The sequence below is a fragment of the Microbacterium sp. F01 genome, from assembly GCF_056156365.1.
The window spans coordinates 2,667,326-2,681,902 of the sequence record NZ_CM149592.1 but is presented as its reverse complement, the minus strand read 5'-3'; the positions used below and the strand labels follow the sequence as shown (position 1 = coordinate 2,681,902).

At 71.8% G+C, this 14,577-nt stretch carries 8 protein-coding genes; 3 read left to right on the top strand and 5 right to left on the bottom strand.

Annotated features, from left to right (window positions below):
• Positions 1-12: 12 nt before the first annotated feature.
• The 3 genes from ACVN90_RS12285 to hrpA all read right to left on the bottom strand — a co-directional run bounded on the left by ACVN90_RS12285 (position 13) and on the right by hrpA (position 6,409).
• The gene (locus tag ACVN90_RS12285; RefSeq protein WP_475098525.1) at positions 13-1,383 is read right to left on the bottom strand and encodes an O-acetylhomoserine aminocarboxypropyltransferase/cysteine synthase family protein; all 1,371 of its coding nucleotides are present in this window, start codon (positions 1,381-1,383) and stop codon (positions 13-15) included.
• A gap of 112 nt (positions 1,384-1,495) precedes the next feature.
• Complete coding sequence (locus ACVN90_RS12280) at positions 1,496-2,437, bottom strand: quinone oxidoreductase family protein (protein WP_475098524.1); 942 nt, start codon at positions 2,435-2,437, stop codon at positions 1,496-1,498.
• A gap of 27 nt (positions 2,438-2,464) precedes the next feature.
• Entirely contained in the window at positions 2,465-6,409 is a 3,945-nt protein-coding gene (hrpA, locus tag ACVN90_RS12275; protein WP_475098523.1) for an ATP-dependent RNA helicase HrpA, read from the bottom strand.
• A gap of 218 nt (positions 6,410-6,627) precedes the next feature.
• Between hrpA and ACVN90_RS12270 the strand changes: the two genes are divergently transcribed.
• Together ACVN90_RS12270 and ACVN90_RS12265 are read left to right on the top strand one after the other, a co-directional pair.
• The gene (locus tag ACVN90_RS12270) at positions 6,628-7,464 is read left to right on the top strand and encodes an aldo/keto reductase (RefSeq protein WP_475098522.1); all 837 of its coding nucleotides are present in this window, start codon (positions 6,628-6,630) and stop codon (positions 7,462-7,464) included.
• Between the two features lie 28 nt (positions 7,465-7,492).
• On the top strand, positions 7,493-9,343 hold the full coding sequence (locus ACVN90_RS12265; protein WP_475098521.1) for a thioredoxin domain-containing protein: 1,851 nt from the start codon (positions 7,493-7,495) through the stop codon (positions 9,341-9,343).
• A 7-nt stretch (positions 9,344-9,350) separates the two neighbouring features.
• Here ACVN90_RS12265 and ACVN90_RS12260 read toward each other — a convergent pair whose 3' ends face one another.
• Positions 9,351-10,949 (bottom strand): dolichyl-phosphate-mannose--protein mannosyltransferase, encoded by a 1,599-nt coding sequence (locus ACVN90_RS12260; RefSeq protein ID WP_475098520.1) that lies wholly within the window; start codon positions 10,947-10,949, stop codon positions 9,351-9,353.
• A 23-nt stretch (positions 10,950-10,972) separates the two neighbouring features.
• On the opposite strand from ACVN90_RS12260, the gene rsmI reads away from it, so the two are divergent.
• Entirely contained in the window at positions 10,973-11,791 is an 819-nt protein-coding gene (gene rsmI / locus ACVN90_RS12255) for a 16S rRNA (cytidine(1402)-2'-O)-methyltransferase (protein ID WP_475098519.1), read from the top strand.
• A gap of 19 nt (positions 11,792-11,810) precedes the next feature.
• Here rsmI and ACVN90_RS12250 read toward each other — a convergent pair whose 3' ends face one another.
• Positions 11,811-14,540, bottom strand: a complete 2,730-nt coding sequence (locus ACVN90_RS12250) for a glycosyl hydrolase 53 family protein (protein WP_475098518.1) — start codon at positions 14,538-14,540, stop codon at positions 11,811-11,813.
• Positions 14,541-14,577 lie beyond the last annotated feature (37 nt).

Genomic DNA, 14,577 nt, shown 5'->3' with positions numbered 1-14,577 from the left:
AGCCGAGTACAACTAGCGGGCGACGCTCTCCGCGAGCTCTGCGCGGTCGGCCGTGAGGGTGATCTGGTCCAGCGCACGGGCCAGGTCGTCGACGATGTCGCGGGCGTCCTCGAGGCCGATCGACAGGCGCACGGTGGTCGGGCCGATGTGCGCCTCAGCGAGCTGCGTCGGCGACATGTGACTGTGCGTCATCGACGACGGGTGCGCGACGAGGCTGCGCGCGTCGCCGATGTTCGCCACCAGCCGGATCACCTGCAAGCGGGAGATGAACCCCTCGACCAGGCGGAAGTCCGCCTCGGCGTCGCCCGTCGCGGGGAGGTCGAACGCGAACACCGAGCTCACCCCGTCGGGGAGGTACGTCTCGGCCTGCGCGTGCCACGGGCTCGACTCGAGGCCCGGGTGGTGCACGCGCGAGACGGCCGGGTGGGACTCGAGGAACCGGGCGACCGTGAGCGCGCTCGCGGTGTGGCGCTCCATGCGCAGGTCGAGCGTCTCGAGTCCCTGCAGCAGCTGGAAGGCGTTGAAGGCCGACAGCGAGGGACCGAGGTCGTGCACGTACTTGGTCTTGACCAGTGCGATGTACGGGGATCCGGTCTCGCCGAAGCGCTCGACCAGGCTGCCGTCGGGCACGCGCGCGTACGTCTGGGTCAGCTGCGGCCAGCGCGCCGGCTCGGCCGTGAAGTCGAACGTGCCGAGGTCGACGACGACGCCGCCCAGCGACGTGCCGTGGCCGCCGAGGAACTTCGTGGCGGAGTGCACCACGATGTCGGCGCCGAAGTCCTTCGCGCGCTGCAGGTACGGCGTCGCGACGGTGTTGTCGATCACGAGGGGCACGCCGGCCTCCTTGGCGACGGCGGCGACGGCGCCGAGGTCGAGCACCTGTGCGATCGGGTTGGAGATCGACTCGGCGAAGAGGGCGCGGGTCGTGGGTCGCACGGCCGCGCGCCACGCGTCGAGGTCGTCCTGATCGACGAACGTCACCTCGATGCCCCAGTCGGCGAAGGTGTCCTGCAGCAGGTCGACGGTGCCGCCGTAGAGCTGCCGCGCGGCGACGATGTGCTCGCCCTGCTTCGCGAGAGCCAGCAACGCGACCGCGACGGCCGCCTGGCCCGACGCGACACCCGCTGCGGCGATGCCGCCCTCGAGCTCGGCGACGCGCTTCTCGAACACGAGCACCGTCGGGTTCGCCGCACGGCTGTAGATGTTGCCGTCCTTGCGCAGCGCGAAGAGGTCGCGTGCCTCAGCGAGCGAGCGGAACTCGAACCCGTTCGACTGGTGGATGGACGGGATGGCGGTGTTCTCCGCGATGCCGGAGTCGAACCCGGCCTGCACCTGCGCCGTCGCGAACGAGCGAGGGGCGGCAGGACGAGTCTGTTCAGGCATGCCCACCATTGTCGAGCCGAGGCGCCCGCGGCGGTGTTTCGTGTGTCGAACTGTTGCGCCGGCGGCCCTCAGGCGCCCAGGAGCCGATAGCGCGCGGGCACGCGAGAAAGGGTCACGGGACGAGCGTGATCTTGCCCGCCACGCCCGACTCGAGCGCGCGATGCGCGTCGGCGGCGTCGGCGAGGGCGAACGACGGGCCGAGCTCGACTGAGAAGCGCCCCGCGGCGATGAGCGCGAGCACGACCGGCACGGCCTCGGTGCGCCACACCTGCTGCTGCGCGGTGAGAGGTTCGGGCGAGCCGCCAGAGAATGCGCGGATGCCGAGGGCCGCAGCATCCCGCCCCCGCACCAGCGTCGCGATGCGCTCACGGTCGTCGACCAGCTCGAGCGAGGTGTCGAGCGCTTCGTCGGTGCCGGCGGCGTCGATGGCGACGGTCACGCCCTGGGGAGCCGCCGCACGCACGCGGTCGGCGAGCCCCTCACCGTAGGCGACCGGGATCGCTCCGAGCTCGCGGACTCGGTCGAAGCGGCGCTCGGACGAGGTTGCGACGACGGTCGCGCCCCACAGCACGGCGAACTGGATGAGAGCCTGGCCGACCGCGCCCGACCCGGCGTGCACGAGCACGGTGTCGCCGCGGCCCACCGCGAGCGAGCGGAGCGCCTGGTACGCCGTGCCCACCGGGATGCCGAGGGCGGCGCCTTCGGCCGCGCTCACCTCGGGCGGACGGGGGAACACGTGCGAGGCGGGCACCGCGAGGTCGGTCGCGTATGCGCCGGAGGCGCTCGCGAAGACGACCGGATCGCCGACGCGAAAGCCGTCGACTCCTTCGCCGACGGCGGTCACGACCCCGGCGCCATCTGCGCCGATGCGTCGTGGCTCGGTGATCTCGGCCGACGGCCGCCGGCCCGAGCGGAGCTTGGCGTCGATCGGATTGACGCCGGCCGCCGTGACGCGGATCGCGAGTCGGCCGGCCCCCGCCACCGGCTCGGGAACGGGGATCTCGTGCAGGACCTCAGGGCTCCCGAACTCGGTGTACGCGATGGCAGTGGTCATGACGAGGCGACTCCTGTCGTCGAGGGGTTATTCCCTCAGGGCTTTCTGGATCCGCTGCAGCGACACGGGCTCGGCCGTGCCGAGGGACTGCGCGAACAGGCTCACACGGTACTCCTCGAGCAGCCACCGGGTGTGGGCGAGCGGACTCGGGGCGTCATCGGCGGGCGGGATGACGCCGCCGGCCTCGGTGAACACGGTCGTCGCGCGTTCGAACTCGGTCATCCGCTGACGATCGCGGCCGGGGTTGTCGGTGAGCGTGCGCACGCGGTCGAGCGCGCCGCGCAGGTACCGCGGCAGCTGGGCGAGCCGCGCGGTGCCGGTGCGTGACACGAAGCCGGGGAATACGAGGCCGGCGAGCTGGCCCTTCACGTCGTTCAGGGCGCCGAGCAGCGTCAGCGAGTTCGCGTCGCGCATCGCGCGCTCCACGTCACGCGCGGCGGTGAGGATGCGGGCGGTCAGCGACACCGTCTGGAACAGCTCGTCGACCACCACGGCCGAGAACGCGTCGCGCACCGCCTCGAAGCCGGCGCGCGTGCGCACCGCCGCGTCGGGAGTGGTGCGCGCGATGACCGCATCCGCCACCGCCACGCGGCCGTCTTCGATGAGCGCCTTCGCGGACGGATACGGGGATGCTGCGAGCGCGAGCTTCTCGGCGGACGTGAGGTGTTCGAGCACATAGGCCGAGGGTGATGCGACCGACAGCAGGACGAGGCGCCGTACGCCGGCCTTCGTCGCGCGGGCCGCGGTCTCGGGCGTGGTCTCGATGCGCAGGGCGACCGAGGCGCCTTCGTCGACGATCGCGGGGTAGCCGCGCACGACACCGCCCGCGACCTTCGTGTCGACGACGTCCGGCAGGTCGCCGAACGTCCAGTCGGTGAGGCCGGAGCGCTCGGTGAACGTCGACTCGGGCTGCTGTGCGGTGCCGGGCATGCCGCCGGGGCGGGGTGCGGGACTCTTCGCCGGGCGGGGGCCGCGTCCGTTCGCGGGCGCGGGAGCCGTGAGCGAACGGGACACGGATGCCCGGGCGCGGTCGGCGAGCCGCGCCTGCAGGGCGGCGAGATCGCGGTCGGAGCCGACGGCGCGCCCGCGCTCGTCGACGGCGCGGAACGAGACCTGCAGGTGGCCGGGCACGCGCTCCATCTCGAAGTCGGCGGCACTGACCGGCTGACTCGCGACGCGCTGGATACGCGTCGCCAGGGCATCGCGGAGCGGCGTCGGCGGCAGGCCGTCGTGGGCTTCCGGGCCGTGCCCCGCGAGCTCGCCGGCGAAGGTCGCGGCCCAGTCCGCGGCGGGCACCACGTGCCGGCGGATCGCTTTCGGGAGCGACCGGAGCAGCGCCGTGATGAGCTCGTCGCGCATCCCCGGCACCTGCCAGTCGAACCCGTCGGGCCGGAGCTGGGCGAGGAGGGCCAGCGGCACGACGGCCGTCACACCGTCGTCGGCCGCGCCCGGTTCGAACCGGTAGGCGAGCGAGAGCACCTGGTCGCCCTGCGTCCAGCGCGCGGGGAAGTCGCGCTCGTCGCCGCGCGACGCCTCGTCGACGAGGTCGGCCTCGGTCATGTCGAGGAGGCGGGGCGTGCGGGACGAGGCATCCTTCCACCAGGCCTCGAAGGAGCGCGCGTCGAAGACGTCCCGCGGGATGCGGGCGTCGTAGAAGCGGAAGACCGCTTCGTCGCCGACGAGGATGTCGCGGCGGCGCTCGCGCTCCTCGATCTTCTCGAGGCGTCGCCGCAGCTCGAGGTTGCGGCGCTCGAACGCCGTGAGCTTCTTGTCGAGGTGCGACGAGTCCCACTCGCCCTCCACCAGCGCGTGGCGCATGAAGAGCTCGCGCGCGAACGGCCGGTCGAACCGGGCGAGCTGCACCCGGCGCTTCGGCACGATCTCGAGCCCGAACAGTGTGACCTTCTCATAGGCGGATGCTGCGCCCGACGCCTTCGACCAGTGCGGCTCGCTCAGCGAACGCTTGGCGAGGTCGCCCGCGAGCGGTTCAGCCCAGGCCGGGTCGATCGCCGCGACGGTGCGCGCGAACAGGCGGCTGGTCTCGACGACCTCCGCTGCCATGACGGCGGTCGGCCGATTCTTCTTGAGTCCGGAGCCAGGGAAGATCGCGAAGCGGGTGCCGCGCGAGCCGAGATACTCGGCGCCGCGACGCTGGTCGGCGCGGTCGGAGCCGGCGCGGCCTCGCGTGGCGGTGCTCGTCGTGCGGTCATCGATGATGCCGAGGTGCGAGAGCAGCCCCGACAGGATCGCCTTGTGCAGCTCGTCGGGGTCGGCGGTGCCCGGTGCCGCTTTACGCGGGGCGTTCACGAGCATGCTGAGCTGGCGATGAACGTCGGCCCACTCGCGCACCCGCACGTAGTTGAGGTGCTCGGCACGGCAGAGGCGCCGGAACGCGCTCGAGCCCAGTTCGGCCTGCTTCTCCTGCAGGTGATTCCAGAGGTTCAGAAGGCTGAGGAAGTCGCTCGACGGGTCGGTGAACCGCGCGTGCAGGCGGTCGGCCTCCTCGCGCCGCTCTTCGGGGCGCTCGCGCACATCCTGGATCGACATCCCCGCGACGATCGCGAGGACGTCGCGCAGCACGCCGGTGCGACGGGCCTCGACGAGCATGCGGGCGAACCGCGGGTCGATCGGCAGCCGCGAGATCTCGCGGCCGAGGTCGGTGAGCGTCGGATGACCCCCGCCGGTCCCCGAGCCCGTCGAAGGGCGAACCGCCCCGAGCTCGACGAGCAGGTCGAGCGCGGCCTTGACGCCGCGCGAATCCGGCGGGGTGAGGAACGGGAACGACGAGATGTCGCCGAAGCCGAGCGAGAGCATCTGCAGGATGACCGATGCCAGGCTCGTGCGCAGGATCTCGGGCTCGGTGAACTCGGGCCGGGTGTCGAAGTCCTCCTCGGCGTACAGCCGGATCGCGATGCCGTCGCTCGTGCGGCCGGCGCGGCCCGACCGCTGCTGCGCAGAGGCCTGCGACACCGCCTCGATCGGCAGGCGCTGCACCTTGCTGCGGTTGCTGTAGCGCGAGATGCGCGCCGTGCCGGTGTCGACGACGTACCGGATGCCCGGCACCGTGAGGCTGGTCTCGGCGACGTTCGTCGCGAGGATGACACGACGACGGATGCCGGGCACCTGCGACCGCTCGAACACCCGGTGCTGCTCGGCCGCGGAGAGGCGCCCGTAGAGGGGGAGAACCTCGGTGGGCGCGGAATCCTTCGCGTATATGCCGCGGACGGCGTCCGCGGCGTCGCGGATCTCGGCCTCGCCGGGGAGGAACACGAGCACGTCGCCGGCAGGTTCGCGGTCGAGCTCGCGGAGGGCGGCGGTGATGCCGTCGACGTCGTCGGACTCGTCCTCGCCCTTCGCCGCACGCGCGGGCGGGCGGTACCGGATCTCGACCGGGTACGTGCGTCCCGACACCTCGATGATCGGCGCCGGTGTGCCGTCGGGCTTCGCGAAGTGCTTCGCGAAGCTCTCCGGGTCGATCGTCGCGCTCGTGATGACGACCTTGAGGTCGGGGCGCTTGGGCAGGATCCGTCGCAGATACCCGAGGAGGAAGTCGACGTTGAGCGAACGCTCGTGGGCCTCGTCGACGATGATCATGTCGTAGCGGCGCAGCAGGCGGTCGCGGTGGATCTCGTTGAGCAGGATGCCGTCGGTGAGCAGCGCGATGCGCGTGTCTTCCGACACCTTGTCGGTGAAGCGGACCTTGTAGCCGACCGTCGAGCCCAACGGCACCTGCAGCTCCTCGGCGATGCGCTCGGCGATCGTGCGTGCCGCGATGCGGCGCGGCTGGGTGTGCGCGATGCGCGTGCGCCCGAGCTCGAGCGCGATCTTCGGCAGCTGCGTGGTCTTGCCCGACCCGGTCGCGCCCGCGACGATCACCACCTGGTGGTCTCGGATGGCGCGCGCGATCTCTTCGCGCGCGGCGCTGACGGGGAGCTCCGGCGGATACGAGATGACGGGTTCGGGCGCGGACATAGCCTTCGATCGTATCCCGTCCGGCCGGTCGCTCGGCGGTCCCCGCCGTGGCTGTACGTCGTCGCGAGGTTCGCCGGCAGCAACTTGCCGAAAACGACGATGAACTTCCGGCTCACACGAGTGGGTCGGCTCGAGGTCGCCGACAGCGGACCCGGCAACGCAGCTGCCTGACGCCGAGGACGACCCCGACGCCGACTTCGACTTCTAGGCTGAGAACCATGACAGTCCCCAGCGTGACCCTCAACGACGGCAACACGATCCCTCAGCTCGGTTACGGCGTCTTCAAGGTGCCGCCGGCCGACACCGAGCGGGCCGTCGCCGAGGCGCTCGAGGTCGGCTACCGCCACATCGACACCGCCGCGATCTACGGCAACGAAGAAGGCGTCGGTGCGGCCATCGCGGCGAGCGGCATCGCGCGCGACGAGCTGTTCATCACCACGAAGCTCTGGAACGACCGCCACGACAGCGACGAGCCCAACGCTGCGATCGCCGAGAGCCTCGCCAAGCTCGGACTCGAGCAGGTCGACCTGTACCTGGTGCACTGGCCGACGCCCGCCCACGACAACTACCTGCACGCGTGGGAGAAGCTCATCGAGCTGCGCGCCGCGGGCCTCACGCGCAGCATCGGCGTCTCGAACCACCTGGTTCCGCACCTCGAGAAGATCGTGTCGGCCACCGGAGTGGTCCCGACCGTGAACCAGATCGAGCTGCACCCGGCCCACCAGCAGCGCGACATCACGGACTGGGCCGCCGCCCACGACGTGAAGATCGAGTCGTGGGGTCCGCTCGGGCAGGGAAAGTACGACCTGTTCGGCGCCGCACCGGTCGCCGCGGCGGCTGAGGCGCACGGCAAGACCCCGGCCCAGGCGGTGCTGCGCTGGCACCTGCAGAAGGGGTTCATCGTCTTCCCGAAGTCGGTGCGCCGCGAGCGCCTCGAGGAGAACCTCGACGTCTTCGACTTCGAGCTCACCGCCGACGAGATCGCCGCCATCGACGCGATGGAGCCCGGCGACGGCACGGGTCGCGTCAGCGCGCACCCCGACGAGGTCAACTGACCGCCGAAGAGCGGCAGGAGCGGATGCCGTGAACCCTCGCCTCGCGGAAGCGACGAGCCCGTACCTGAGAGCCCACGCGGGCAATCCGGTCGCGTGGTTTCCGTGGGGCGAGGAGGCATTCGCCGAGGCGCGACGCCGAGACGTTCCCGTCATGGTGTCGATCGGCTACTCGACGTGCCACTGGTGTCACGTGATGGCCCGGGAGTCGTTCGAAGACGAGACGACGGCGGCCGAACTCGATGCCGGGTTCGTGTCGATCAAAGTCGACCGCGAGGAGCATCCCGAAGTCGACGCGGCCTACATGGCGGCGGCTTCCGCGTTCTCGCCGAGCCTCGGCTGGCCGCTCACCGTGTTCGCGACGCCGGAGGGGCGACCGTTCTACGCCGGGACCTACTTTCCGCCGCAGCCGCGTGCGGGCATGCCCGCGTTCCGGCAAGTTCTCGCTGCCGTCCACGAGGCCTGGACCGAGCGGCGCGACCAGATCGACGAGACGGCGGATGCCGTCGCCGGCGCCCTGGCGGAGGTCCGCGACTCCTCGCCCGCCCCAGAGACGACGATGCCGTCCGCCGCAGACCTGGTCGATGCAGCCCACGCGCTCGCGGCCCGGGAGGATCCGCGTCACGGCGGGTTCGGCGACCCCGGCGCCGGCGCCCCGAAGTTCCCCGTAGCGACGGCTCTGCGCTTCCTGCAGACGCGGGTCGTCCGCGAGCGGGCATCCAGGGCCTCCGTCGTCGCCGACCGTGCGCTCACCGCGATGGCCGCGTCGCCGCTTCGCGACGCCGTGGAGGGCGGATTCTTCCGGTACGCGACCCGACCCGACTGGACGGTGCCGCACTACGAGCGCATGCTGACCGACAACGCGCAGCTGCTCGACGTCGCGATGGACGCCGTGCCGTCCCGCGAAGACGTGGCTCGCGGCATCGCGGGTTTCCTGCGCGACGTGCTGCAGCAGCCCGGGGGCGGCTTCGGCGCCGCACAGGACTCGGAGTCGTGGATCGACGGCGCTCGCAGCGAGGGCGGCTACTACGCACGGGATGCCGCGGACCGGGCCGGTCTTGAACCCCCGGCCGTCGATGGCAAGGTGGTGAGCGGCTGGAACGGCCTTGCGATCGGCGCACTCGCGCGCGCGGGCGCGCGGCTGGCAGAGGCATCCTGGATCGAGGCGGCCCGATGGGCGGCCGACGCCGTGCTCGAGGTCAACGTCACCGCGCACGGACGCCTGCTGCGCGCCTCGCTCGACGAGGTGCCGTCGCGGGCCCACGCGACGCTCGCGGACCACGGGCAGCTCGCCGCGGGCCTCCTCGCACTCTCCGTCGCCACCGGCGAGGTCGCCTACGCCGTGCGGGCCAGAGAGCTCGTCGACGCCTGCGTCGGCGCCGACGGCCGGGTCGCCGTTCCGGGTGGGGGAGATCCGGTGCTGTCGCAGCAGGGGATCGGAGCGCCGGATTCCGCGTCCGACGCCGACGAGCCGTCCGGCGCCGCGTCGGTCGCGGAGGCCGCGGCGGCACTCTGGGTGCTGGGCGCCGGCGACCCCTACCGGGTGATCGCGGAGCGCTTGATCTCCGCCCATGCTCCCGTCGCCCTCGCGCAGCCGCTCGCGTACGGCGCGCTCCTGCGGGTCGCCGCGGGCGTCGCCGAACCGCCGCGGCAGGTCGTCGTCGTCACGGACGACCCCCGAGGCGCGCTTGCGACGGCGGCGCGCAGCATCCGTGCCGATGTCGTGAGCATCGTGTCGCCGGAACAGGCGCTCTCGTGGGCCGAGGCGGGATTCGAGCTGTTCGCCGAAAAGGGGCAGCGCGATGGGCGCCCGACCGCCTACGACTGCCGGGACTTCGCGTGCCGGCTGCCGGTCACCGACGCGGCCGACCTGACGGCGTGAGACGCGGTCACACCCAGCTGTTCAGCCACATGTGCAGGTGCCAGAAGTCGTAGGGCACCGTGATCGCCGAGATGATCGGGTACCAGAACGCCGACAGTGCGAGCGCGACAGCGAGGAACACGAGCACGAGCCGCTGGCCTGTGAGCCGGCGGTAGGAGTCCGCCGATGGCGGACCCGCGATGTCTTTCAGGGCGAACGTCAGCGCGAGCAGCATGAACGGCAGGACGAGCACTGTGTAGAACTGGAAGATCGTGCGCTGGGGGAGGAACAGCCACGGCACGTAGGTGACCGCGATCCCGGTGAGCACGAGCGCGTAGCGCCAGTCGCGGACGACGACGAAGCGGTACGCGAGGTAGAGCACGGCGGCGACGCCGGCGTACCAGATCAGCGGATTCGGCATCGTCGAGATGACGTCGACGCAGCCGCTCGGGGCGGTGCACCCGTTCACACCCAGCGCGTCGTGGTGGTAGTAGACGCCTGTGGGCCGCCACAGCAGCGGCCACTGCCAAGCCGGGCTCGCGTAGGAGTGCCCGGACATGATCCCCGCCGTCGAGGTGTACATGGCGACGTGGTACAGCCACAGGCTCTCGAGGGCATTGCCGCCCGCATGGCGGTCGTACCCGCGGTCGGTGACGAGCCAGCCGGTCCAGGACGCGAGGTACACCGCCAGTGCGATCGGGACGAACAGCGTGAAGGTCGCGAGGCCTTGGCGCACGGCATCCGTCGGCCAGAAGAGGACACCCGCCCGGCGCCGGGCGAGCGCGTCCGTCACGACGAGGTAGACCCCGAGGCCGGCGAGCACCCACGCACCCGACCACTTCACGGCGCTCGCGGCGCCGAGGGCGGCGCCGGCGGCGATGATCCACGGCCGGTTCCACAGCACCGGGCCCCACTGCACCTGTTTCACGCCCGGCGGCGCGTCGCGGTCGTAGCGGGCGGCGACGGTCTCGGCGATGCGCGTCATGGTGCGCTCGCGGTCGCGCAACACGAAGAGGAAGGCGAGCAGCACGAAGAACGTCAGCGACGTGTCGAGGAGCGCGATGCGGCTCATCGATATCGCGAGCCCGTCGACGGCCATGAGCAGGCCCGCGACGACGGCGAACGTGGTCGAGCGGGTGAGGCGCTTCGCGATGAGCATGAGCACGAGCACGGAGGCGATGCCGAGCAGGGCCGTCGTGATGCGCCAGCCCCAGCCGGACTCCGGGCCGAGCACCGCCATGCCCAGCGCGATGATCCACTTGCCGAGAGGTGGGTGGACGACGAACGACGGGTTGGTCGTGAAGACGTCCACGTCACCCGAGAGGAAGCTCTCGTTGGCGCCGGAGGGCCAGGATGCCTCGTACCCGAGGTTGAGCAGCGTCCAGGCGTCCTTGACGTAGTACGTCTCGTCGAACTGGTTCATCAGGTCGTGCGCGGTGGCGAGGTTCCACAGACGCAGGACCGCCGCGATGACCAGGACGACGGCAGGACCGAGCCACCGATAAAGTCGCCGTGCGCGCGCGTCCGTGCTCAGCCGGCGGGCGAAGCGGTCGTACAGGCTCGGTCGTGCCGGGGGGTTCAGCGGCGCGGCAGGCTGGTCGGCCTCGAGCCGCGGGGCATCCGTCACCCGGTCAAGTTTAGGCTGAGGGGGTGATCATCCTCGCGGCGACCCCGATCGGAAACCTGGGGGACGCGTCCCGCCGACTCGTCGAGGCGCTCGAGGAGGCGACCATCGTCGCAGCCGAAGACACCCGCACGACGCAGCGGCTGCTGGCCGCCCTCGGCATCGCGAACCGCCCGCGCCTCATCGCACTGCACGACCACAACGAGAAGGAGCGGGCGCCCGAGCTCGTGGAGCTCGCGCGCGAGCAGGACGTGCTGGTGCTGAGCGACGCGGGCATGCCCACCGTGAGCGACCCCGGCTACGGACTCGTCGCGGCGGCCGCCGCGGCCGGCGTGGACGTGACGGCCATCCCCGGTCCGAGCGCCGTCGTGACCGCGCTCGCCGTGTCGGGACTGCCGACCGACCGCTTCACCTTCGAGGGCTTCGTGCCACGCAAGGCGGGGGAGCGAGCAGCGACGTTCCGCGCGCTCGGCTCCGAGCCGCGCACCATGGTGTTCTTCGAGGCGCCGTCGCGCGTCGCGGCGACGCTCACCGACATGGCCGCCGGTTTCGGCGCCGATCGTCGTGGCGCCGTGTGCCGCGAGCTCACGAAGCTCCACGAAGAGGTCGCCCGGGGCACCCTCGCCGAACTCGCCGCCTGGGCCGAGGCCGGCGTCCGCGGCGAGCTCGTCATCGTCGTCGAGGGGGCGCCCGCGCGCGGCGTGCCTTTCCCCGACGCGGTCACGCAGGTGCTCGAGCTGGTCCGCGGCGGACTGCGTCTGAAGGAGGCCGCGGCCGAAGTGTCCGGGCTCACCGGACACTCCAGCCGCGAGCTCTATCAGGCCGCGCTCTCCGTCCGCGGGTAGCGCTGACGGCGGATCACTGTCACCTCCGAACGGTGACCGCGAGGTCCTTGCTCGTGGTCGCGCCCGCGTCGTTCGCGAACACGACGCGGTAGGTGTGCGTGCCCCGCGTGGCGCCGGTGATCGAGAGCGTCGCGCGCTGGGAGCCGGGGGTCGCTGCGGCGAGCGCACCCTCGCCGACGAGGGTGTCGCCCTCGTAGAAGCGGTAGCTCGTCGCGTTCGTGCCCCACCACAGGTCGGCGGTCACGGCGTAGGTGCCGTCGCCGTCCTTGTTGTCGTGGCTCAGCACGGGCTTTGCGGGAGACGCGTCGGTGACCGTGACGGTCACCGGCTGCAGCGCGGTCGTGCCCTGCGAGTTCACGAGCTCGCCGGTGTAGACGTAGACCCCGTTCTTCCTGCCCGCCACCGGGATCTCGGCGGACTGCTCGCCGACGCCGCCATACGCGAGCGCCACGGTGGCGATGCGCTCGCCGTTCTCGAACACGCGCAGCTTCGTGCCGTTCTCGCCCCACCACAGGTTCATGCGCACGGTGTACGCGCCGTCCTTCAGGCCCGTGTCCCAGCCGTTGTCGTGCGACAGGATGCCGCGGCCCGGTGCCTTCGCGGCGGTGTCGAGAACGACGAGCCCGTCGACGGCGTCGGCGAGCGCGGTCGCCGCGCCGTCGACGGCGGAGCGGGACGGAGCATCCGCCGACAGCACGATGTGCGCCCGCTCGATCGCCGCCTGCAGTGCCGCCGCAGTCGTCGCCGTGTGGCCCGAGCGGTCGATCCCCTCCGCGGCGGCGAGGTCCGCGGCCAGGGCGGAGGTGTCGACGCCGGTCGGTGCGGCCCGCACCAGCTCGAGGTCGTCGATGGTGCCCCACGCCCCGCCGTTGAGCGTCGCGGTGACGGCGACCGTCACGCTGCCACCCGCAGGCACATCGATCGGCGCCGTCGTCGGCATCGACCAGGTGCGCCAGCCGTCCATCGAGAAGGGGACGGATGCCTCGGCCGATCCGCTCGAGACGCTCAGGCGCACGCTGCTCACGGCATCCTCTCCGTCGCCCTGCAGTGCGCCACGCACGACGTACGATCCGGCGGGGACGGCGTCCACGCGCTGCGACAGGGTGAAGGAGTACGCGTTCGCGGCCCAGAAGTGCGCGGAGCGCACCCCCGTGCGAGGGTCGTCCCACGCGCCGACGGTGAGGCCCGCACCGGTCTTCGTCCAGGGGCTGTTGTCGCCCTCGAACCCGGGGCTGAGCAGCAGGTTCTTCTGCGCGACGACGACCGTGGCGGTCGCCGCGAGACCCGACGACGTGACTCCCGCGATCGAGTAGATGCCGGGGCCGTCGATCCAGGTCGCGGCGTCGGACCACGTGACCGGCTGCGTCTCGGACGAACCGTCGTTGTACGACACGGTCACGGTGGCGGGAAGGACGACCGCATCGCCCTCGGTGACGGCGAGGTTCACCGGCCCGACCGCGGTGACCTCGCGCGGCGCGACGGCGCCGGTGCGGGCGTACGCGAACACGTTGAGCGACTCCAGCGGCGTGCCGTCGTGAGCGAAGAGCGCCTGGTTGTCCCACGCGGAGCCGCCGTACCACTGGCCGGCGTCGTCCGGGTCGTACTCGCCGGCGAAGCTCGAGGCCCAGCCCGAGCCGTGTTCCTCCCACAGAGCCTTGTTGGCCTCCAGCGCCGACGGCGGGCCGACCGGCAGCCACGCGGGCTCCCAGTAGAAGACGCCGATGCCCGCGGAACCGACGTTCGCGACCGCCTGGATGACGTCGCGCACCGCCGTCGCCTGCCCCTGCACACTCACCGGGTATTGCGTGGCCTCAGAGGGGAGGTCGATGACGTTGCCGTGGCCGTCGCCGTCCTCGAGCGTGTATGCCCACGAGGTCTCGGCGACCATGACCTTCTTGCCATACGCATCGGCGACGTTCTTCAGCACCGCCGTGAGGTTCCCGAGCGTCCCGTGCCAGTACGGGTAGTAGCTGGAGGCGAACACGTCGTAGTCGACGCCGCGCGCGGCGAGGTTCGCAGCGTATCCGGCGTAGCGACCGCTGGACTCGGGGTTGGTGAAGTGCACCGCGATGAGGGCGCCGGGGAAGACCGCCCGCACCGCGGACGCGCCGGCGGAGAAGATCTGCGCCATGCCGTCCCAGCCGGTGACGCCCGCCACCGCGTTGTTGGTCTCGTTGCCGACCTGCACCATCTGCACGTCGACGCCCGCGGCCCTGAGCTCCTCGAGCGCGTCCGTCGTGAAGTCGGTCACCGCGACGGCTTTCTGCGCCACCGTCATCGACGCCCACGCCTTCGGCGCCTGCTGCTTCGCGGGGTCGGCCCAGAAGTCGGAGTAGTGGAAGTCGACGAGGACGCCGAGTCCGGCATCCGTCGCCCGCTTGCCGATCTCGACGGCGTGCGCCACGTCGTTGTCGCCGCCGCCGTAGCCGCTGCCGGCCGCATCGAACGGGTCGTTCCACACGCGCACGCGGACGTCGGTGACGCCGGCGTCGGCGAGCACGTCGAACAGGTCGGCGGGCTGCCCGGCAGCGTCGCGGAACACGACGCCCGACTCCTCGAGCGCGATCGCCGACGACACGTCGACCCCGCTGATGAAGTCCGCGGGAAGGTTCTCGACCTTCGGCACGGTGATGCCGGCCTTCACTGGGCCGTCGTCCGCAGCGGCAGGTGCCGCCGCGAGCCCGGTGATGACCAGGGCGATGGATGCTGCGACCGCCGCGAGGTGCGGGGGTCGGGGGTGGTGGGACACGGTGTTCTCCGATCGACGTTGATCTGGGGCGGGCTGC

Excerpts from the sequence above, each read along its gene's own strand:
- ACVN90_RS12285 (WP_475098525.1), bottom strand. The coding sequence starts at position 1,383 with ATGCCTGAACAGACTCGTCCTGCCGCCCCTCGCTCGTTCGCGACGGCG.
- ACVN90_RS12280 (WP_475098524.1), bottom strand. The coding sequence starts at position 2,437 with ATGACCACTGCCATCGCGTACACCGAGTTCGGGAGCCCTGAGGTCCTG.
- hrpA (WP_475098523.1), bottom strand. The coding sequence starts at position 6,409 with ATGTCCGCGCCCGAACCCGTCATCTCGTATCCGCCGGAGCTCCCCGTC.
- ACVN90_RS12270 (WP_475098522.1), top strand. The coding sequence starts at position 6,628 with ATGACAGTCCCCAGCGTGACCCTCAACGACGGCAACACGATCCCTCAG.